The sequence below is a fragment of the Pedobacter aquae genome (assembly GCF_008195825.1).
GTDB classification, from domain to species: domain Bacteria; phylum Bacteroidota; class Bacteroidia; order Sphingobacteriales; family Sphingobacteriaceae; genus Pseudopedobacter; species Pseudopedobacter aquae.
This window is the reverse complement of sequence record NZ_CP043329.1, coordinates 1,975,837-1,997,496: the sequence shown is the minus strand read 5'-3', so window position 1 is coordinate 1,997,496 and position 21,660 is coordinate 1,975,837. Positions and strand designations below refer to the sequence as shown.

The window sequence follows — 21,660 nt, the reverse complement described above, 5'->3', positions numbered from 1 at the left end:
ACATGTAATTACAATATGAGCAATCACTTATTTCAGACTTATAATTTAGGTCAACTTACCTTACAAAATAGAGCTGTTATGGCTCCAATGACTCGTTCTAGAGCTATAAATAACATTCCTAACGATTTAATGGTAACTTATTACCAGCAAAGAGCAGGAGCAGGATTAATCATCACAGAAGGTACTTCCCCGTCACCTAATGGTTTAGGTTATGCCAGAATTCCTGGTATTTTCAATCAGCAACAAGTAGCGGGTTGGCATAAAGTTACAGATGCTGTACATGCAAAAGGCGCTAAAATATTTATACAACTGATGCATACAGGTAGAGTTTCACACGAAGTAAATCTTCCTAAAGGAGCTAGAGTTGTTGGTCCGTCTAACATTACCGCTGCAGGTGATATGTGGACAGATGCTGAAGGGATGAAGCCACACACTCAGCCACATGCATTAACTACAGAAGAAGTTAAAGCAACCATTCAGGAATATGTAAACGCCGCAAAATTAGCTGTAGAGGCAGGTTTTGATGGCGTAGAACTTCATGCTGCTAATGGTTATTTGATTGAACAATTTATTAACGGAGTTGTAAACAACCGTACAGATGAATATGGTGGCTCGGTAGTAAATAGAAGTAAATTTTTATTGGAGATTGCAGCGCAAACAATTGCAGCTATCGGTAAAGAAAAAGTAGGGGTAAGATTTTCTCCGTTTAGCGGTTTTAATGATATACCTGCTTACAATGAAGTAACCGAAACTTATGATTATCTATCGCAGAAATTAAATGATTTAGGTGTTGCTTATTTACACCTTTTAGATCATTCTGCAAATGGGTTAGATTTAGTTCCGGCAGATTTAAGAGCAACCATAAGAGCAAATTTTAAAGGTACTTTAATTTGGTGCGGAGCTTATGATTTAGAAAGAGCTATTCAAGATTTGCAAGATGGAAAAGCAGATTTAATTGCGTTTGGCAAACCTTTTATTTCAAACCCAGATTTGGTAGAACGCTTACAACAAAACCTTGCTTTAGCACAGCCAGATTTCAATACACTTTATACTCCAGACGAAAAAGGGTTTACAGATTATCCTGTTGCTGTCTAAGTTGTAGCTTATATAGAAAAAGGGATAGTCTTTATTGAAAACTATCCCTTTTTTGTTTCAAAAAAATATTAATGCTGATGTTCTATTTCCAGTTTTTTGATTAATTCAGAAGAGGCGTCATCAGCGTAAGCGCCATAAGCATTTACCAATACGCCTTTAAAATCTCCTTCAATAGATTCTATAGCATAAACCACAGCATTATCTGCAGGGTCTGTAATGCCTTCAAAACGGTAAGACTCTACCACTTTAAAGTTTTCTGGATATAAAATCAATTGCTTTTCTGTTTCTTCTAAAAAATCGGCTCTAAGCTTTAAATTTCCAGAATATCCTCTGGCATTTAAATCATTTAAAGCTTCAACCATAGTGTCAAAATCTTTTCGATGTTGGCTTGCGTTTTCCATATAGATGTATATTTATTTTATCCTGTAGATTCTTCTTCGCTTAACAAATTAATAATCATCGTGAATACGCCTAATACTAATAAAATATGAATCAATATACCGGCAGTAAAAACAAATACTCCTAAGCCCCATCCCAATACAAACAGCATTGCAAGAATATTCAATAATGTTTTCATAATATCGGGTCCATTTTCCCGAAATAAAAGTTCGCAAACTATATGCCATTTATTTTTATGAGATTTAATATTGGTCTATCCTTTGTTAAACATATCCTAAACAATACCATATGAAAGACAAAAGTAAAGGTGCAGGAAGTTTACAAGGTAAATCTACTGCCGACAGAAATTTTAATTCTTTAAAAGAAGACAAAAAGAAAATAGGTATCAGCAATGCAGGTGGACAGCGGTCTGATCAAACTTCTAATAAAGATAATCAGCGTAAGCGAGGTCAGTAATTTAAAGAGTGATACATTCAGAACTTATAGGAATATAACAAGAATCTAACAGGGAGCTTACTCGTAAATTTACTTGTTATTAACGGGTAATGACCCTGTTAGTACCCTGTGAGTACCCTGTTAATAGTTATATATCTCTTTTTACAATAAGATTGAAATACAATGGTTTCTTGTGAAAAGCTCTAAAAAGAAAAATCCTCTTTAATTTTCTTAAAGAGGATTTTAATAAGTTGTGGAGATTACCGGATTCGAACCGGTCACCTCTTGCCTGCCAGGCAAGCGCTCTAGCCAAATGAGCTAAACCCCCGTTTTTAAGGTGAGCAAATATGTAAAAACTTAAGAGTATTTACAATACAGGCTCTAATAATTATGAAATTATTACAAACGGAAGCTCATGAGGCTGGCTTAGGCAGTTTTTAACTTTAATGATTTAATATCTTCCATCAATAAAGCAGCTAATTGCTTATCAAATTTTTTAATCAAGTTTTTTACTTTGCTTGTGGTGCTTTTAGTAGTTTCTTTAGTTTTCATATGTTTGGTTTTTTAGATAATAAGACGACTGATTTTAAAATAGGTTACGAAAAATAATGCCAAAGCGTTTTTTAAAATTTTAATTTTTTTATAACCATCTGATTATAAATAGAATTAATTTTTACTTTCTTGTGTTTTATCCTCAAAAAATATGATTTTATCCTATTTTTTTACATCAATTATGAATTATCTTTGTGAAATTTTTAAAAACATGAAAACCGTATTATCTATATTCTTTGCTTCGGCTTTATTTGTAATAGCTGGCTGTAGCACTAGCAAACAAGTAACAGCTTTAAAACCACTTCCAGATTATTCTTCCACTACAGTTGTATATGATAAGCAGTTATCCTATATCAATATGCCTGTAGAGGTTAGCATTGCCGACTTACAAAACCAAACCAATAAGTATTTGGTAGGCATCATTTATGACGATAAATCTTTAGATGGTGATAACGTGATGATGAAAGTTACCAAAGAAGCTCCTGTTACCATTAAAGAGCAAAACGGAAGAATTTATATAGACCTGCCATTACGTATCAACGGGAAAGTTAAATATGGCTTTGAGAGTATGGGTGTTTCTATGTATGATACCCGCGATTTTTATTTAAATGGCGTTGTAAAACTAAACTCTTTGGTGGCTTTAAAAGATTGGAAAATTAACACCAATACCGTTATTCAGGAAATTGTTTGGAAAGAAAGCCCTAGTATAAGTGTAGCTGGTAAAAATGTGCCAATTACCTATTTAATCAACCCTGCAATCAGCGTTTTTAAAGGCAGATTATCTAAAATGGTTGATGACGCTATCGCACAATCTTTAGATATTAAACCTTATGTCTTAGACGCTTTACAAGCTATTGCATCTCCCATACAGGTTGATGAGCAATATAACACTTGGTTTGCAATGCAGCCAGTAGAAATGTATGCTACAAAAGCTGTTGCAGCTAATAAAAAATAACGGCTACCTTAGGCTTAAAAACTTATTTAGAGACATCTATAGGTAGAAAACCATCGCTTACTTTTAATAAAAACGCTATTGCATTAAAAGCGGTAGATAAAATTCCTAACGAGTTTAAAGTTAATGTAGCTGCTTTTGCACCATACACTTATGCATCAGAAATTATTCAGAAAAATTTTGCTGGTCAGAAATTTGAGTCTGGAAAGAAATCTGTAACGGTTAATAAAGTAGACCTTTGGGGTAAAGAAGGAAAAATGATTGTCGCGGTAAACATGAGTGGTGCTGTTAATGGTGATTTTTACCTTTCTGGAGTGCCTTTATATGATGCTACAACCAAAGAAGTGTATCTAGACCAGATAGATTATGTGTTAGATTCTAAAAGTAAACTCCTTAAAGCAGGAAGCTGGTTGGCGCATGGTATTATCCTCAATAAAATCAAACAAAATTGCCGTTTTTCTATTGCAGCACAGTTAGCAGAGGGAGAAAAATCAATGAAAAGCTATTTAACCAATTATCAGCCAGTAAAGGGGGTAAAAGTTAATGGCGCTTTAAATCAGTTTACGCCAGATAAAATTATCTTAACACCAAATGCTATTGTAGCCATGATGACTGCAAACGGAAAAGTTGCTGTAACTATAGATGGCTTAGAATAAATGATATATCCTACAAAAGAGCATTTCATCAATATTCACACGCATAAAAAGGCATCTAGCTGTCACGAGTGGATTTTGAGAAATGCTTTTTTTGTTTTAAAACCTCAGAATTTGCATCATTTGGATTATGCTGTTTCTGTAGGCTTACACCCTTGGTTTGCTTCCGAGGCTCAAGATATATCCCAAAATTTGGCTTCTTATTTAGAAATAGAAAATGTATTGGCCATAGGTGAAATTGGTTTAGACCGAGTAAATGGACCTAGTTTAGAATTGCAAAAGCAAGTTTTTCAAAAGCAATTAGCTACTGCAGAAGCTTATCAAAAACCAGTTATTATTCATGCTGTTAAGGCTTACGCCGATGTACTCCCTTATTTAAAGCAGTTTAAGATGCCATTTGTTCTACATGGTTTTAAAGCTAATCTGCACCAGCTAAATCAGTTTTTAAAATATCCACAGGTGTATTTTTCTTTTGGGAAGGATTTGTTTTACGAGGATAGCAAAGCTGCAAAAACATTTCAGGAAGTACCGGCAGACCGTTTCTTTCTAGAAACAGATACAGCACATTTACAGATTGAAGCGCTTTATCAGCAAGCTGCAAAAATCAGAAAAATAGATATAGTGCAATTAAAAAAGCAGGTTTTTTATAATTTTGAAGCCGTTTTTAAAAGATTAATTCCATAAATAATATCATGATTGAAATTCCTCATTGGATGTCTCGCACCAATTTATTGCTAGACAATCATCAAATGCAAAAATTAATGAATGCCAATGTGTTGGTTGTAGGTTTAGGTGGTGTTGGAGGCATTTGTGCAGAAATGATAGCCAGAGCTGGAGTGGGTAAAATGACTATTGTAGATGCTGATGTGGTAGAGGCAAGTAACCGTAACAGGCAAATTCCTGCTTTAATATCTACAGATAATCAGCCTAAAGCAGAAGTCATGGCTCAGCGTTTACGCGATATTAATCCTGATATAGATTTAACCGTTATTAATGAATATATCAAAGACCAACGTACCGAAGAAATTCTTAATGAAGGTAATTTTGACTATGCCGTAGATTGTATCGATACGCTTTCTCCAAAAGTGTTTTTTATTCAAACCTGCTTAGAAAAAGGCATTCCTTTGGTGTCTTCTATGGGCGCTGGCGGCAGGGTAGACCCCTCCAAAGTAAGAGTATCAGATATATCTGATTCTTATAACTGTACTTTAGCCCGTTATGTAAGAAAAAGATTGAGGAAATTTGGTATTAGAAAAGGCTTAAAAGTGGTGTTCTCATCAGAACTTCCAGATGCAAATAAAGTTATTTTAGCGCCAGAAGGTGGACCTAAAAATCTTTAATTGGTACAGTTTCCTGGATGCCAGCTATATTTGGTTGTACGGTAGCCAGTGTTGTGATCAGAGATTTGTACAACAAAGCTTAATTAAAGCTCCTTACGAATTAATATTAAACATTTGGATTTTTCTGATTTGGTGTTGAGGCTTACTCATCCCGGAGAATGTCTAAATGTTAATAAATCATATTTGCCCCTTTTGCGTAAAATTTTAGCTTTGTACAAGGGAAAAAATAATGTTTTCTCATTTTCCATATCAATCTATAAAAAGAAATGGCTGAATTACAAGTGAATTACAGTGAAGATAGCATTCGCTCGCTCGATTGGAAAGAACATATCAGGTTAAGACCTGGAATGTATATCGGGAAGCTAGGAGACGGCTCTGCTTTTGATGATGGTATTTATGTGCTCTTGAAAGAGATTATGGATAACTCCATTGATGAGTTTGTGATGGGCGCAGGTAGAACCATAGATATTTCTGTAAGTGATCATAAAGTTTCTATCAGAGATTATGGTAGAGGTATCCCTTTAGGGAAAGTAATAGATTGCGTTAGTAAAATAAACACTGGCGGTAAGTACGATTCTAAGGCCTTCCAAAAATCTGTAGGCTTAAACGGGGTAGGTACAAAAGCCGTTAACGCTTTATCTGCATCTTTCACGGTTCAATCTTACCGTGATGGAAAAACAAAAAAAGCCGAATTTGAAAGGGGAGAATTAGTTAAAGATAATCCTGAAATAGAAACTACACAGCGCAACGGTACGGCTATAGTTTTTATTCCTGATGAAAGTATTTTCAGGAATTTTAGATACATACCAGAGTTTATTGAAAACATGATTTGGAATTATGTTTTCTTAAATGCCGGTTTAACTGTCAATTTTAATAATCAAAAATTCTTCTCAGAAAGAGGTTTGCATGATTTATTGGTAAGAAATACCGATGCAGAATCAAACCGATACCAAATCATCCATTTAAAAGGCGAAGATATTGAAATAGCCATGACCCACGGGCAGCAATACGGCGAAGAGTATTATTCTTTTGTGAATGGGCAGCACACCACCCAAGGGGTACACATCAGCAAGCTTTTAGAGAAGCGGTTGTACGTACCATAAGAGAATTTTACAAGAAGGAATTTGATGCCTCTGATGTTAGAGCCTCTATTGTAGCGGCAATATCTATCAGGGTACAAGAACCCGTTTTTGAGTCGCAAACCAAAACCAAACTAGGCTCTTTAAATGTTGGTCCGGATGGCCCTACGGTTAGAACTTTTATCAATGATTTTGTTAAGAAAGAGCTAGACGACTATTTACACAAGCATCCGGAAACGGCAGACGGCTTATTAAAACGTATTCTGCAATCAGAAAGAGAGCGTAAAGACATAGCGGGTATCAAAAAACTAGCTAATGAAAGAGCCAAAAAAGCTTCTTTACACAACCGTAAGTTAAGAGACTGTAAATGGCATATGGATGATGAGAAGCTTTCTGAAGAAGACCGTAAAAAGACAACTTTATTTATTACCGAGGGAGACTCGGCTTCTGGTTCTATCACCAAAGCTCGTGAAGTAAAAACACAGGCTGTTTTCAGTTTAAAAGGTAAGCCATTAAATGCTTATGGTTTAACCAAAAAAGTAGTGTATGAGAATGAAGAATTTAACCTTTTGCAACACGCTTTAAATATTGAAGATGGTTTAGAAGGTTTACGCTATAATAATATTGTTATTGCAACAGATGCCGATGTGGATGGCATGCACATCCGTTTATTACTAATGACTTTCTTTTTGCAATTTTTCCCTGATTTGGTAAAAACTGGTCACGTGTTTATTTTACAAACACCTTTATTTAGGGTAAGAAATAAAAAAGAAACCATTTATTGCTATAGCGATGAAGAACGCGTTTTAGCTATTGATAAATTGGGTAATAAGCCAGAAATAACCAGGTTTAAGGGTTTAGGTGAAATCTCCCCGGATGAGTTTGAAAATTTTATAGGCGCTGATATTAGGTTAGACCCCGTAATTTTATCAGCAGATATGAAAATCAAAAACCTGTTAGAGTATTACATGGGTAAAAATACTCCAGATAGACAAAAACATATCGTTCAGAATTTAAGAATAGAGAAAGACGAGGCTGATATTATAGCTGATGCTAAAGCAGTACAGGAAGCAGCAGATGCTTTATTGGCTAGTAAAGAAAACGCAGCTTAATGGAAGTTAAAATATAAACATAGCTTACGAAGCTTATGCAGGTATTGATGAACTTTCTACCCAAGACAAGCAATTATGTTTAGAGGCTGTTAAAGCTATGGAGTCTTCTTACTCTCCTTACTCTAAATTTAGAGTGGGTGCGGCTGTTTTATTAAGTAATAAGCAGGTTGTTAGAGGAAGTAATCAGGAAAATGCAGCATATCCATCAGGTTTATGTGCAGAAAGGGTAGCTCTTTTTGCTGCCGGAGCAAATTTTCCAGAGGAAGAAATACTTACCATAGCAGTTACAGCATCAACACAAGAATTTCAATTATTAAGGCCTGTAACTTCTTGTGGCCCTTGTTTGCAGGTAATGGCCGAGTATGAGCAGAAGCAAAATAAACCCATAGAGGTTTTACTTTACTGCATTAACGGAGAAGTTTGGAAAGTTAAAGGTGTAAATAGCTTTTTACCAATGATGTTTTTTGAAAAAAGGTTGGGTAAAGGGTGATTTTTTGATTTTACAACAGAGTTTTATTTGGAACTCCAAGGTTTATAAAAATAACCACAGAGTACACGGAGAGCACAGAGCTGGGTTGCTCATAAAATGGAGTTTGAGAATTAAATACCTAGCTAGGTAAAGCGTATTTATGCAACTCTGTGTACTTTGCGCCCTCTGTGGTTAAACAAAAAAACTCGGCGTTTAATAAAAAAAATAACCACAGAGTACAAGGAGAGCACAGAGCTGGGTTGCTCATAAAATGGAGTTTGAGAATTAAATACCTAGCTAGGTAAAGCGTATTTATGCAACTCTGTGTACTTTGCGCCCTCTGTGGTTAAACAAAAAAACTCGGCGTTTAATAAAAAAAATAACCACAGAGTACAAGGAGAGCACAGAGCTGGGTTGCTCATAAAATGGAGTTTGAGAATTAAATACCTAGCTAGGTAAAGCGTATTTATGCAACTCTGTGTACTTTGCGCCCTCTGTGGTTAAACAAAAAAACTCGGCGTTTAATAAAAAAAATAACCACAGAGTACACGGAGAGCACAGAGCTGGGTTGCTCATAAAATGGAGTTTGAGAATTAAATACCTAGCTAGGTAAAGCGTATTTATGCAACTCTGTGTACTTTGCGCCCTCTGTGGTTAAACAAAAAAACTCGGAGTTTAATAAAAAAATAACCACAGAGTACACGGAGAGCACAGAGCTGGCTTACTCATAAAATGGAGTTTGAGAATTAAATACCTAGCTAGGTAAAGCGAATTTAGGCAACTCTGTGTACTTTGCGCCCTCTGTGGTTAAACAAAAAAACTCGGCGTTTAATAAAAAAAATAACCACAGAGTACACGGAGAGCACAGAGCTGGGTTGCTTTTGAATAGAGATAAAATCATTACTCTCTGTGGTTAAAACAAAAATTGCAGTTAAAAACGAATTAAAACACCATATGAACATAGAAAACAAACTAGCAACCGAAGTAATAGGAGCTTCTATAAAAGTTCATAAATATTTAGGTCCTGGTTTGCTAGAGTCTGCATATAAAGAATGTTTATATTACGAATTAAAGAAATCGGGTTTAAACGTTAAAAAGGAAGAAAAACTGCCACTATTATATGAAGATGTAGAATTAGATTGTGGTTATAGATTAGATATTCTAGTTGATAATAAGCTTATTGTTGAAGTAAAAGCTGTAGCAGAAATAAATGATATACATTTAGCACAAATGTTAACTTATTTAAAGCTTTCGGAATGTAAGTTAGGTTTGCTTATTAATTTTAATGTTCTCTTGTTAAAGAGCGGAATTAAAAGATTGATTAACAATATTGAATAAAATAATAAACAAAGATGGGGGTTCCTAAATAAATCTCTGTAGTTTATAATAATATGGAAGAAAACAATTACGAAAACGAAGAAGTACTTCATAATGTAACGGCTATAAACGGCCTGTACGAGAACTGGTTCTTAGATTATGCTTCTTATGTAATTTTGGATAGGGCGGTACCTCATATACATGATGGTTTAAAGCCTGTACAAAGACGTATTCTTCACTCTTTAAAAGAAATGGACGACGGTCGTTTTAACAAAGCGGCAAACGTTATTGGTAATACCATGAAGTATCATCCACATGGTGATGCCTCTATTGGGGATGCCATGGTACAAATTGGTCAGAAAAATCTTTTAATAGACACACAAGGAAACTGGGGAGATCCTATTACAGGAGATTCTGCGGCAGCTCCGCGTTATATAGAAGCAAGGTTATCTAAGTTTGCATTAGACGTAGTTTTTAATCCTGATACTACAGAATGGCAAGCTTCTTATGATGGTAGAAATAAAGAACCCGTTACATTACCTGTAAAATTTCCTTTATTATTAGCACAAGGCGCAGAAGGTATAGCTGTTGGTTTAGCTACCAAGGTGATGCCGCATAACTTTATAGAGTTAATAGATGCTTCTATAGAGGTTTTAAAAGGAAATAGACCAGATATCCTTCCTGATTTTCAAACTGGTGGTATGGCAGATTTTTCCGCCTATAATGAAGGTCAACGCGGTGGTAAAATTAGGGTTCGAGCTAAAATTTCTGAGCTAGATAAAAAGACTTTAGTTATTACCGAAATCCCTTTTAGCACCACAACTATCGGTTTAATTGATAGTATTATCGCAGCTAATGATAAGGGAAAAATCAAAATCAAGAAAATAGAAGATAATACAGCAAAGGATGTAGAGATTTTGATTCATTTGGCGCCAGGTATATCACCAGACGTTACCATAGATGCTTTATATGCTTTTACAGCTTGTGAAACATCTATATCGCCAAATACTTGTGTTATTAAAGGCGATAAACCTCATTTTTTAAGTGTAAATGATATTCTTACAGAGAGTACACATTACACCAAAAACTTATTAAAAAGGGAGTTAGAGATTAAATTGCATGATTTGCAAGAGAAGATTTTCTTTAGCTCTTTACTAAAAATATTCATTCAGGAAGGGATGTACAAACATCCTGATTATGAAAACTCGTCAAATTTTGATGAAGTTGTAAAGGTATTACATCAACTTTTCGAGCCATTTAAGTCATCTCTTTACAGAGAAATCTTAGCTGAAGATTTTAAAAGGTTGATTGATAAACCTATGAGCAGCATCACCCGCTTTGATGTTAAAAAAGCGGATGAGCAAATGGCCGCTTTAGAAAAAGAAATCGTCCAAATTAAAAAGCATTTAAAGCATCTTACAGATTTTGCTATTGATTATTTCCTGAAATTGAAAGAGAAGTACGGCAAAGGCAGAGAACGTAAAACAGAAATCAGAGCTTTTGATAGGGTAGAGGCTTCGCAAGTGGCTTTAGCAAATACTAAGTTTTATGTAAGTAGGGAAGATGGTTTTGTAGGAACAGGTTTAAAGAAAGACGAATATGTTTTTGATTGTTCTGATTTAGACGATATCATTGTTTTTAGAGAAGATGGTATTTGCCTAGTAACCAAAGTACAAGACAAAACTTTCGTAGGAAAAGGCATTTTACATGTTGGGGTTTTTAAAAAGAATGATGACCGCACCATTTATAACATGATTTATAAAGACGGCAAAACAGGCACATCTTACATTAAAAGGTTTGCTGTTGGCGGTGTTACCAGAGATAAGGAATACGATTTAACCAAAGGAACCAAAGGGTCTAAAGTATTGTATTTTACAGCCAACCCTAACGGAGAAGCAGAAGTTGTAAATGTGGCTTTAAAGCCGATGTCTAAACTCCGTAAACTAAGTTTTGATTTAGATTTTGCCGAGACAGCCATTAAAGGAAGAGCCTCCCAAGGTAATATCGCAAGCAAATATGCGGTAAAGAAAATCACCTTAAAATCTAAAGGAGTTTCTACACTTGCCGGAAGAAGAATATGGTTTGATGATGTGGTAAAACGCTTAAATGAAAACGGCCATGGGCGTTTCTTAGGCGAGTTCCAAGCAGAAGATAAAATATTATGCGTATTTGCTGATGGTAGTTATGAGCTTAGTAGTTTTGATTTAACCAATCATTTTGATGATAAAATGATGAGGATGGAGAAGTTTAATCTAGAAACGATTTATTCCGTTATCCATCAAGACGGAAAATCAAAGGTTTACTATATCAAACGCTTTAAATTTGAAGACTTAGCCATAGGTAAAAGAATTGGTTTCATTAATGAAGAGCCAGGTTCTAAAATGATTATCATAACCAAAGCGCAACATCCAATAGTAAAAATAGAAGCTTTAAAAGGTAAAAGCCAACTTTATGATGAAAGCGAGGTTGACTTAGCAGAGCTGATAGATGTAAAAGGCATGAAAGCACAAGGGAACAAATTAAGTCCGCATGATGTGCAAAAGGTAATTTTACTAACTGATGAGCAAGCCGAAGAACCAGAAGAAGAAAAGCCAGAAGCGCCTTCAGATGAAGAAGAAACAGATGATTTAGAGAACAGCACTTCAGAAATAGCTGATGATAATGATGAATCTCCTGAGGATGAAAAGCAGCCAGAAAAAGCAGAAGTAAAACCTCTTAAAAAAGTAGATTTTGAAATTACCAACCCCGATGACATTGATATAGACGACAAAGGGCAATTGGGATTATTTTAAATATAAAAAAGGCGAAATTTTAAAATTTCGCCTTTTTGTTTTTGAAGCTGAAGATTATAATATTACTTGTAAAAAATTTAATACATTAAATTATAATTTACTAGATTCGTATAAGCCAACTTATCTTTTAACTTTTGAAAACTCTCATTTACAAGTTCTATTTGTTTGTGGCATTTTTTGTATGCTTTTAAATTTAAAAGCTCAAGAAAAGGCCCATGAGATAAATTTTAAGCATATCTCTTATAAAGAAGGCTTAGTACAAAGTCCTATTTCTGGATTTTTACAAGATGATAAAGGCTTCATTTGGTTTGGTAACCTAAAAGGGCTTACCCGTTATGATGGGTATGAGTTTAAAAATTTCATTTTTGATGATACTAACCCCAAAAGTATCAGTAATAACCGTGTTAATGCCATTATTCAAGATAGCTATAAACAAATATGGATAGGCACAGCAAATGGCTTAAATCTTTACAATAAAGATTCAGAAACTTTTACTCATATAGATATACAAGAGATAAAAGGAGGACGTAATTATGTATCTACAATAGTTGAAGACAAACAAAAAAATATTTGGGTAGGTACATTTGGGGGTTTAAAGAAGTTAAATAAGAAAACTTTAAAATTAGAAGATGTAGATTATGATTCTGAAAATCCATCTTTTAGAACTGTACCTATATTTTCTTTATTTATAGATAATAGTAATTATTTATGGGTAGGCACTAAACAAGGCTTAAAGAAGTTTAACCCATTTACGGGTAAGTTAGTGTCTTTACCAAAAGTCTTTAATCAAACACCATTGCTTATAGATTCTAAAGTTATGGTAATCAAACAAGATTACACAGGTAATTTATGGTTTGGAACCGAGGTTACCGGTGTATTTTTTTATGATATAAAAAAAGATAAGGTTACTAGTTTTATATCTGAAGAAAATAACGCTAATACTCTAGCGTCTAATTGGGTAAGGGATATTTTAATTTATGATCATCAAACCGTATGGTTTGCTACAAGAAATGGTATTAGTTCTTTAAATATTAAAACTCAAAAATTTACTAATTATCAGCATGATCCATTAAACCCTAATTCTTTAAATGATAATGCTATTTGGAGTTTTATGAAAGATAAAGCTTCTTGTGTTTGGGTAGGTACATTTGGTGGTGGAATAAACTTTTATTATGCAGGAAACTCTAATTTTAGGAATATAGGAGAACGTATAGGAGGTAAAATAGGCTTAAGCCATGTTCTGGTTAACGCTGTTTTAGAAGATAAGGATGGTTCTTTATGGGTAGGTACATTTGGAGGTGGGTTAAACCATATCAATTTAGAAACTAATAAAAGTGAATATTATGCTATAAAAGCTAAAAGTATTGGTCGGCCAAATAATGGAGTTAAATCTTTAGGTGATGATGGAAAGGGAAATTTATGGGTAGGTACTTTAGATGGTTTAAGTTTATTTAATAAAGCAAATAAACAATTTAAATATTTTAGCTTTCCTGTTAAAGATGGAAAGTTTAGTGAAAACCTTATTTTAACCGTATTACCTGATAATGATGGTGTTTGGGTAGGTACTAATGGTGGTGGACTAAGGTTTGTTAGGCCAAACGGAGAATCTCCTGTATACCTACGGAAAAATACAGAGCAACTAGCTATCAATCGATTTAAAAAACCACAAAATTTTTTAAATATTAGAGATGTAGTTCCAAACGGCTATTTTTCTTATTTAAGTTCTCCAAACCTAAGTTTTCTGAGCGATAATTTTGTAACTGCCCTATTAAAGGATGAAAATAACAATTTGTGGATTGGAACTCAAAACGGTTTAAATTTTTATGATACAAGTTTAGGTAAACTCACTAAGCTCTATAAAAAGGTTAGAGATACTAAGTTTCAATTAAGCAACAATAACATAACAACCCTTTATCAAGATTCAAAAAAAAGATTTTGGATAGGTACAGAAGGGGGGGCTTAAATTACTTTGATAAAAAATCAAAAAGATTTTATGTTATAGATAAGAAATTAGGCTTAGAAGATGATGTTGTACACTCTATTGTAGAAGATAGTAAACAAAATATTTGGATAAGTACTGATGTAGGCATGTTCAAACTCAGTTTCAAGAAGTTTTCATTGCCCTTTAAAAAAGAAGATATAGAGATTACAAATTATTCTGCAAATGATGGCTTAATTAGTAATCAGTTTTCAACGCTTGCAGCTGTAAGGCTTAAAACCAATGAACTACTGTTTGGCGGAATGAATGGATTATCCATTTTTTATCCTGAGAAAATCATTAAGAATAAGAAAGCACCTAAAGTTGTTCTTACAGAAATACTAATTAATAATAAAGCAGTTAAAATTAACGGTGATGATTCTCCTTTATCAAGGTCTATTTCTGAGTTAAAAGAAATAACCGTTGATTATAATCAAGCTAATATAAGTTTAAAATATGCTGCACTTAATTTTATAAATCCAGAAAATAATCAATATGCTTATAAACTTGAAGGATTTTCTGTTAATGAAGATTGGCAACTAACCGGAAAACAGCGAGTTGTAAATTTTGCAAACCTTGCACCTGGTTCTCATTTGTTTAAAGTTAAAGCTTCTAATAATGATGGCGTTTGGAGTAATGAGGTTACAAATCTTAAGATAATTGTTTTGCCACCTTGGTGGTTAACATGGTGGGCATATCTGCTTTATGCTGCAATCATAGTTTTAGTATCAAGTATAATTATTAATTTCTTACGAAATAGAGCTCGGTTAAAACGTGATTTATATCTAGAACATTTGCAAAATGAAAGGCAACAAGAGCTTTATCAAATGAAATTGAACTTTTTTACTAACATTTCTCATGAAATAAGAACTCCATTAACATTAATATTAGGGCCATTAGAAAGGTTAATATCTGGAGATAACCATCCTAAATTTATTAAACAGCTAGAGCTTATAAAAAATAATGCAGATAGATTAATGAAATTAGTTACCGAGCTTCTTGACTTTAGGAAGGCAGAAGAAGGGCATATGAGGATATATTGTAGTTACCAAGATATAATCCCTTTTTCAAAAGATATTTATGAATCTTTTAGAAACTTAGCCATAGATAGGAACATAGATTATCAATTTGTTGCACCTAAAGAACCAATTTTTCTGTATTTTGATAAAAATCAGTTAGAAAAGGTGATTTTTAATTTGCTATCTAATGCTTTTAAGTTTACGCCAGATAATGGTTGTATAAAAGTTGAGATAGCTTACCAAGAAGGAAATAAAGATTGGATAGAAATTAAAGTTACTGATACGGGAAAAGGAATACCAGAAGATTTCCAGAATAAACTTTTTGATAGTTTTTTTCAGGTTGATGATAGAGGGCATCAGAATATTGGTAGTGGTATAGGTTTAGCATTATCAAAAAGTATTATAGAACTGCATAGAGGTAAAATTAGAGTTTCTAGTAAGCAGGCTGAAAATAAGCTTACTGTTTTCACCATAGAGCTCAGAACTGGAAAGAATCATTTAGCAGAATCAGAAGTTGTTTCAGAATCTGCATACATAGAGAATTATCAAAAATCTTTCATGCCTTATCATGTACCAGCTTATAGCCATGATGAAGCAGAGGTGTCAAACCAAAATAAAAAGTATAAATTATTAATTGCAGAAGATAATGATGAGGTTAGAGGTTTAATAGCTGATACTTTAAGAGATGAGTATGAAATAGTAGAGTTTACAAATGGTCAATTAGCCTTGGATTACATGCAAGAAGAAATTCCAGACTTAATTATTAGTGATATCATGATGCCCGGTTTAGATGGGTTACAACTTTGCGAGAAAGCAAAATCATCAGAAAGTACGAGTCATATTCCTTTTATTTTACTTACAGCCAGAGCTTCAGTAGCTCATCAAGTAGATGGTTTAAGTATAGGGGCTGATGCCTACATCTCTAAGCCTTTTAGTTTGCAAATATTATTGTTAAATATTAGGAATCTACTAAAAGCTCAAGAGGTGATGCGGGAAAAATTTAGTCAGCAAGTAATTTTACAGCCAAGTAATACTGCTATAACATCTCCGGAAGAAAAATTTATTCAAAAACTGATACACATTATTGAAGATAAAATGGGTAATCCAGAATTTGATGTTAATGAATTAGTAAATGAAATAGGGATGAGCAGGACTGTTCTTTATAAAAAAGTTCAAACACTTACCAGTTATTCTGTAGCAGAATTAATTAAACAAATGAGATTAAAAAAGGCAGCAGAGCTTTTTAAAATTTCTACTTTCTCTATTGCAGAGGTTGCGTATATGGTAGGCTTTAACGATAGAAAACATTTTAGTAAAGAATTTAAAAAACAATATCAATTATCTCCTTCTGAATTTTTACAGTCTGTTAAACAAACAGATTAATTAAGCTCATGTAATAAAGGTTGAAAATATTTTTATCCACACTTTTCTTAAGTCTCTTATCATCCATCAAATTTTTTCAATAAGTAGGAGGGGATTTTAAAAATCCCTTTTTTTATGCCTTTAAGTACGTTTAACACCTCAATTACGTACAGATGAATCCCTCTGCTTTTTCATTATCTATACATCTTTGTGCTGTTGCCAGTCTTGTGTAACACAACCAAATTATTAAACCAAACTTATTCAAATGAAAAGTCTTTACAAGAAGAAAAATTTCAAGTGCGGTATCCTATTAACTTATTTTAAGCGAAGCCTATGCTTAATGTTATGTTTAATAACAGTAGAAGTTTTAGCACAAAATAAGGTAGTAACAGGAACCGTGAAAGATGCAACAGGCTTAACCCTTCCAGGTGTAAGTGTATTAGTGAAAAATTCTACTAACGGAGTGATAACCGGAGCTAATGGAGAGTTTTCTATTAGAGTACCTAATGAACAAGCCGTATTAGAATTTAAGTATTTGGGTTTTCTCTCTCAACAAATTACGGTAGGAAACCAATCTGTCATACAAGTAGTACTTGTAGAAAGTGTAAATAATTTAAATGAAGTAGTTGTAGTAGGATACGGAGAACAAAAAAAGGCAACTTTAACAGGTGCTGTTAGTACTATTCAAACTAAAGAAATTTTGCAATCTCCAGTAGCTAATGTTACCAATAGTTTGGCAGGACGTTTAACTGGTGTTACAACTGTACAAGCTAGCGGACAACCTGGAGCTAACGGCTCGGTTATTAATATTAGAGGTGCAGCTACTTATGGTAATTCATCTGCAATAGTAATAGTAGATGGTATAGAAAGACCCGATTTTGGACAATTAGACCCTAATGAAATAGAATCAATCTCTGTTTTAAAAGATGCTTCATCAACGGCAATTTTTGGTATCAGAGGAGCTAACGGGGTTATTTTAGTAACTACAAGATCAGGTAAAGTAGGTAAACCAGTAGTGAGTTATTCAGGTAATGCCAGTATACAAACCTATACAGGAATCCCCAAGGCTTTAAGTGCTTATGATAATGCACTCCTTATTAATGAAGCTAATAGGAATGACAATTTAACCGAGACATGGACAGCAGAAGAACTACAGAAATTTAAAGATGGTTCAGACCCATTAGGTTATCCCAACGTAAATTGGTTTGATTATGTGACAAAAAATATTATCCGCAAACACAACATAATCTACAAGTAAGTGGGGGTACAAAAGTTATTAAGTATTTTGCTATGGTTGGATATCTTTATGAAGGAGGTATCTTTAAGGAATTTGATTCTCCTTTTGGCATAAAAAGCACACCAGATTACAATCGTACCAATCTTCGTTCAAATTTAGATATCACATTATCAAAAAATTTAACTGTTGGTGTTATACTAGGTGGTAGGCTACAAAAACGTTATCAACCTTCTGGTTTACAGTCGAACTCTTTTTCTTATGATAACGTAGAGGGAATGATTTCTAGAATCTTACAAACACCTTCTTTTGCTTATCCTATTATGCTACCTGATGGTAGAATAGCTCAAAACCCGTCTGTAGGTACTAATATCTGGAATCCGCTTGCTGTTTTAACCAGATGGGGAACCCGAAATGATGATTTTAATGCTGTAGAAAGTACTTTTAACATAAATTATAATTTAGGGTCTTTAGTAAAAGGCTTAAGTTTTAAAGCCAATTTAGGTTATGACTCTTATTTTAATAGTACAACCAGAAGAAATGCCAATTGGGCGGCTTATGTTTATGATAGAAGGACAGGAGATGTTACTTTATCACCAGACAGACAAAGAGACGAGCCCCTAAGTGGCTTATTAGTAAGTTATGATGGTAGAATAAGTTCTAATTTACAAGGAGGGCTTTACTACAATAGATCTTTTGGAAAACACACAGTTACAGCATTAGCATTAGGTACTCGTCAGCTTGTAAAGAGTCCAGGCTCTAGTCAAACAACAGCTCCGCCATCTGCTTCACAAGGTGTAGTAAGCAGGGTTACTTATAATTATGATAACAGATACTTTGCAGAATTTAATGCAGCTTACAATGGTTCTGAGAACTTCCCGATAGGATTACAATATGGTTTCTTTCCCGCGGTTTCTGCCGGTTGGACTATTACCAACGAAGATTTTATGAAAGATATATCATGGCTTAACCTTTTAAAAATAAGAGGTAGTTATGGTATTGTAGGTAATGATAATTTATCTATTGACGGGACAAATCAAAGATTTTTGTTTTTGGAGAATTATGGGACCGCTTCTGGAGGAACTTCTTTTAATCCTGCATGGTCAAGACCAAATAACGGTGTTCAATTTGGTAACCCCAATTCTATTACTAATAATTTGGTTTCCTTTATCAGTTCTGTAGGTAACCCTAATATTACTTGGGAAAAAGGTAGAAAAAGAAATATTGGTATTGATGCCTCATTTTTAAAAGAATCTATCAGGTTAACATTTGATTTATTTGATGAGAAAAGAACAGATATTTTAACTGCAAGACAATCGGGATTACAAACTTATGGTGAAATTTATCCAAGATTAAATATTGGAGAAGTTTATAACAAGGGTTATGAAATTGAGTTAGATTATCAAAAACGAACCGGACAGTTTAAGTATGGTTTAACTACCCAATTATCTTTTGCTAGAAATAAAGTTATTAATAGGGATGAACCACAAGGTAGACCAGAATACCAAAAACAAGAAGGTAAAAGACTAGGTCAGTTCTTTGGTTTTGTTACGGATGGTTTTTATGACTCTCAAGAAGAAATTGATAACTCTCCAAAAAATTTATTAGGAACATCTATTCCGGGAGATTTAAAATATATAGATGTAAATCAAGACGGAGTAATTACTAATGATGACCAAACTGCTATAGGTTACTCTCGTACTCCTGAATATACTTATAGCGTAACCCCAAGGTTAGCATATAAAGGGTTCTCTTTATCGGTACTATTTCAAGGTGTTGCCAATGTAAGCTCAAATGTAATTTTAACAGAACAAAACAATGGTCAACAAATGTATGGTATACAGTTGGGCAGATGGACACCAGAAACCGCTGCTACAGCAACTTGGCCGGCATTACATTCTAGAGGAAATCCTTATGTAAATTACAGGTTAAATGATTTTATCTTACAAGATGCTAGTTATTTAAAAATTAGAAATGCAGAGCTTTCTTGGAATGTTCCTGCAACGTGGTTAAAGAAAGCTAAAATCTCATCTTTAAGATTGTTTTTAAACGGACAGAACTTACATACATGGACAAAATTCCGTATGTATTTAGATCCAGAAAACATCAATTTATCTAACACCTCGTTTTCTGTACAGTCTCTGTATCCATCATCCCGTATTTACAATTTTGGTTTAAACATTCAATTATAATTCTGTAATGATGAAAAATTTTAAAATTATAGTATCCATCGTTATACTTTTAACAGCTACTTCTTGCGAGAAGAACTTTCTCGATAGAGCACCTGGAGTAGCCTTATCAGAGGAAAAAGTATTTAGTGATCCTGTTTTGGCTTCTCAGTTTGCAAATAATGCATATAACTTTTTAGTAGATGATTATGCAAGGTTTAACAACCACAGAGGTACAACATCACAAGCTTCAGATGAAGCGGTTTCTGGTAATACCGATGTTTCTATCAGAACATTAAATCAAGGTCTATTTCATGATCATTATGAAAGAGGAGGTTCTGCTTTAAATGATATTGGTGGAATATGGGAAAGAGCATACGCCGGTATAAGAATTACCAATGTAATGCTAGGGAAAATGTCTACAGTGCCATGGACACCCAATCAAGATCCTACAAGGATAGAAGGAGAAATGAAGTTTATAAGAGCGTTTTTATATTTTGAATTGATAAAAAGATTTGGTGGTGTACCGATTGTAGACAAAGCTCTTGAAATTACCGATAATGCTGATTTACCTAGAAATACTTATCAAGAATGTGTAGACTTTATAGTGGCAGATTTAGACCAAGCTATAACTAATTTACCACCTTCTTATGATAATGCTAGTTATGGAAGGGCTACAAGTAGAGCTGCCATGGCCTTAAAATCAAGAGTATTATTATATGCAGCTAGTGCCTTACATAATACCTCAAATGATTTAAATAAATGGAAAGCCGCTGCTGATGCTGCTAAAGCTTTAATGGATTTAAATGCATTTACCTTACATCCTACTTATAGCGAAATCATGAATGTAGCAGAGTCTCCAGAATATATCATGATTAAAATAAGAGGTCCAAGAGCTATAGATGGGATGCTACTAGATTTCATCATGTCTCCAGGTTCTGGTGGTGCACAGGGTTCTATGAATCCTACCCAAAACCATGTGGATATGTATGAAATGCAACTTACCGGTAAACCTATTACTGATGCAACCTCTGGATATAATCCTGCTAATCCATATGCAGGTAGAGATCCAAGATTTTACGCCAATATTCTTTATAATGATGCGCCTTGGCAAGGAAGAAGAATGCAGATGTGGAATAATGGTAATGATTTTAGAGAGAATAATATCATTTATACAGCCACCAGATATTACTGCAGAAAAATGTGGCCAGAAGTTTATACCAGAAATACAACGGCAAGAGCACTCTTTAATTATATCTTTTTTAGATATGCAGAGGTGCTATTAAACTATGCCGAAGCACAAAATGAATTTTTAGCAGCACCAGATAATACGGTTTATAATGCTATAAATACTATTAGAGCAAGGGTTTCTATGCCAAATCTTCCTTTAGGATTAACAAAAGCTCAAATGAGAGAAGCTATTAGACATGAGAGAGCTGTAGAACTAGCTTTTGAAGATTTTAGATGGTATGATATTATGCGTTGGAAAATAGGTGTAGAAGTCATTAATAAGCCTGTTATGGGGATGAATGTGGTAAGAAATTCTAATGGCTCTTTTACTTATAATCCTATTGTTTTACCAAGCATCTACCAAAGAACTTTTGCTGATTATATGCACCTGTATCCAATTCCAAGAACAGAGATATTTAAAAGTAAGGGTGTTCTTACTCAGAATCCTGGATGGGAATAGGTTGTAAACTTTAA

Annotated in this window: 15 protein-coding genes, 1 tRNA gene and 2 pseudogenes; 14 read left to right on the top strand and 4 right to left on the bottom strand. The window is 33.9% G+C overall.

Annotation, left to right across the window (positions count from 1 at the left end; all coding sequences use genetic code 11):
- The first annotated feature begins 15 nt into the window (after nucleotides 1–15).
- Nucleotides 16–1,095, top strand: coding sequence for an alkene reductase (locus FYC62_RS08725; protein ID WP_149074677.1), 1,080 nt, complete (start codon nucleotides 16–18; stop codon nucleotides 1,093–1,095).
- A 68-nt stretch (nucleotides 1,096–1,163) separates the two neighbouring features.
- On the opposite strand, the gene FYC62_RS08720 is transcribed toward FYC62_RS08725, so the two are convergent.
- Both FYC62_RS08720 and FYC62_RS17105 read right to left on the bottom strand, forming a co-directional pair.
- Nucleotides 1,164–1,496 (bottom strand): hypothetical protein, encoded by a 333-nt coding sequence (locus FYC62_RS08720; protein WP_039447704.1) that lies wholly within the window; start codon nucleotides 1,494–1,496, stop codon nucleotides 1,164–1,166.
- Nucleotides 1,497–1,513: 17 nt separating this feature from the next.
- Nucleotides 1,514–1,672 carry a DUF5670 family protein gene (locus FYC62_RS17105; protein WP_168199417.1) on the bottom strand — a complete coding sequence of 53 codons (159 nt, stop codon included), beginning with the start codon at nucleotides 1,670–1,672 and terminating at the stop codon, nucleotides 1,514–1,516.
- Between the two features lie 110 nt (nucleotides 1,673–1,782).
- Between FYC62_RS17105 and FYC62_RS17100 the strand changes: the two genes are divergently transcribed.
- On the top strand, nucleotides 1,783–1,950 hold the full coding sequence (locus FYC62_RS17100; RefSeq protein ID WP_168199416.1) for a hypothetical protein: 168 nt from the start codon (nucleotides 1,783–1,785) through the stop codon (nucleotides 1,948–1,950).
- Nucleotides 1,951–2,183: 233 nt separating this feature from the next.
- Here FYC62_RS17100 and FYC62_RS08715 read toward each other — a convergent pair.
- Together FYC62_RS08715 and FYC62_RS17815 are read right to left on the bottom strand one after the other, a co-directional pair.
- Nucleotides 2,184–2,257: transfer RNA gene (locus FYC62_RS08715), tRNA-Ala, on the bottom strand.
- A 98-nt stretch (nucleotides 2,258–2,355) separates the two neighbouring features.
- Nucleotides 2,356–2,481 carry a hypothetical protein gene (locus FYC62_RS17815; RefSeq protein ID WP_262496858.1) on the bottom strand — a complete coding sequence of 42 codons (126 nt, stop codon included), beginning with the start codon at nucleotides 2,479–2,481 and terminating at the stop codon, nucleotides 2,356–2,358.
- 151 nt (nucleotides 2,482–2,632) lie between these two features.
- Between FYC62_RS17815 and FYC62_RS17985 the strand changes: the two are divergent.
- From FYC62_RS17985 to FYC62_RS08655, 12 genes and pseudogenes are all read left to right on the top strand, one after another.
- Nucleotides 2,633–4,089, top strand: a pseudogene (locus FYC62_RS17985) (DUF4403 family protein).
- Nucleotides 4,090–4,770: a TatD family hydrolase gene (locus tag FYC62_RS08705; RefSeq protein ID WP_149074676.1), complete on the top strand. Its 681-nt coding sequence runs from the start codon at nucleotides 4,090–4,092 to the stop codon at nucleotides 4,768–4,770. It abuts the pseudogene before it with no gap.
- An 8-nt stretch (nucleotides 4,771–4,778) separates the two neighbouring features.
- Complete coding sequence (locus FYC62_RS08700; RefSeq protein WP_240534692.1) at nucleotides 4,779–5,426, top strand: tRNA threonylcarbamoyladenosine dehydratase; 648 nt, start codon at nucleotides 4,779–4,781, stop codon at nucleotides 5,424–5,426.
- Between the two features lie 266 nt (nucleotides 5,427–5,692).
- A pseudogene (locus tag FYC62_RS08695) lies at nucleotides 5,693–7,617 on the top strand (DNA topoisomerase IV subunit B).
- A gap of 13 nt (nucleotides 7,618–7,630) precedes the next feature.
- Entirely contained in the window at nucleotides 7,631–8,107 is a 477-nt protein-coding gene (locus FYC62_RS08690) for a cytidine deaminase (RefSeq protein ID WP_262713588.1), read from the top strand.
- Nucleotides 8,108–9,040: 933 nt separating this feature from the next.
- A complete protein-coding gene (locus FYC62_RS08685; protein WP_149074675.1) occupies nucleotides 9,041–9,424 on the top strand; it encodes a GxxExxY protein in 384 nt (127 codons plus the stop codon).
- Between the two features lie 53 nt (nucleotides 9,425–9,477).
- Entirely contained in the window at nucleotides 9,478–12,195 is a 2,718-nt protein-coding gene (locus FYC62_RS08680) for a DNA gyrase/topoisomerase IV subunit A (protein ID WP_149074674.1), read from the top strand.
- A gap of 181 nt (nucleotides 12,196–12,376) precedes the next feature.
- Nucleotides 12,377–14,158 carry a ligand-binding sensor domain-containing protein gene (locus FYC62_RS08675; RefSeq protein WP_149074673.1) on the top strand — a complete coding sequence of 594 codons (1,782 nt, stop codon included), beginning with the start codon at nucleotides 12,377–12,379 and terminating at the stop codon, nucleotides 14,156–14,158.
- Nucleotides 14,131–16,575 (top strand): hybrid sensor histidine kinase/response regulator transcription factor, encoded by a 2,445-nt coding sequence (locus tag FYC62_RS08670; RefSeq protein ID WP_149074672.1) that lies wholly within the window; start codon nucleotides 14,131–14,133, stop codon nucleotides 16,573–16,575. Before FYC62_RS08675 ends, FYC62_RS08670 begins: the two co-directional genes overlap by 28 nt.
- Before the next feature lie 319 nt (nucleotides 16,576–16,894).
- Entirely contained in the window at nucleotides 16,895–17,812 is a 918-nt protein-coding gene (locus FYC62_RS08665; protein WP_168199415.1) for a TonB-dependent receptor plug domain-containing protein, read from the top strand.
- A gap of 17 nt (nucleotides 17,813–17,829) precedes the next feature.
- Nucleotides 17,830–19,980 carry a SusC/RagA family TonB-linked outer membrane protein gene (locus tag FYC62_RS08660; RefSeq protein WP_240534887.1) on the top strand — a complete coding sequence of 717 codons (2,151 nt, stop codon included), beginning with the start codon at nucleotides 17,830–17,832 and terminating at the stop codon, nucleotides 19,978–19,980.
- A gap of 7 nt (nucleotides 19,981–19,987) precedes the next feature.
- Nucleotides 19,988–21,646, top strand: coding sequence for a RagB/SusD family nutrient uptake outer membrane protein (locus FYC62_RS08655; protein ID WP_205943699.1), 1,659 nt, complete (start codon nucleotides 19,988–19,990; stop codon nucleotides 21,644–21,646).
- Nucleotides 21,647–21,660 lie beyond the last annotated feature (14 nt).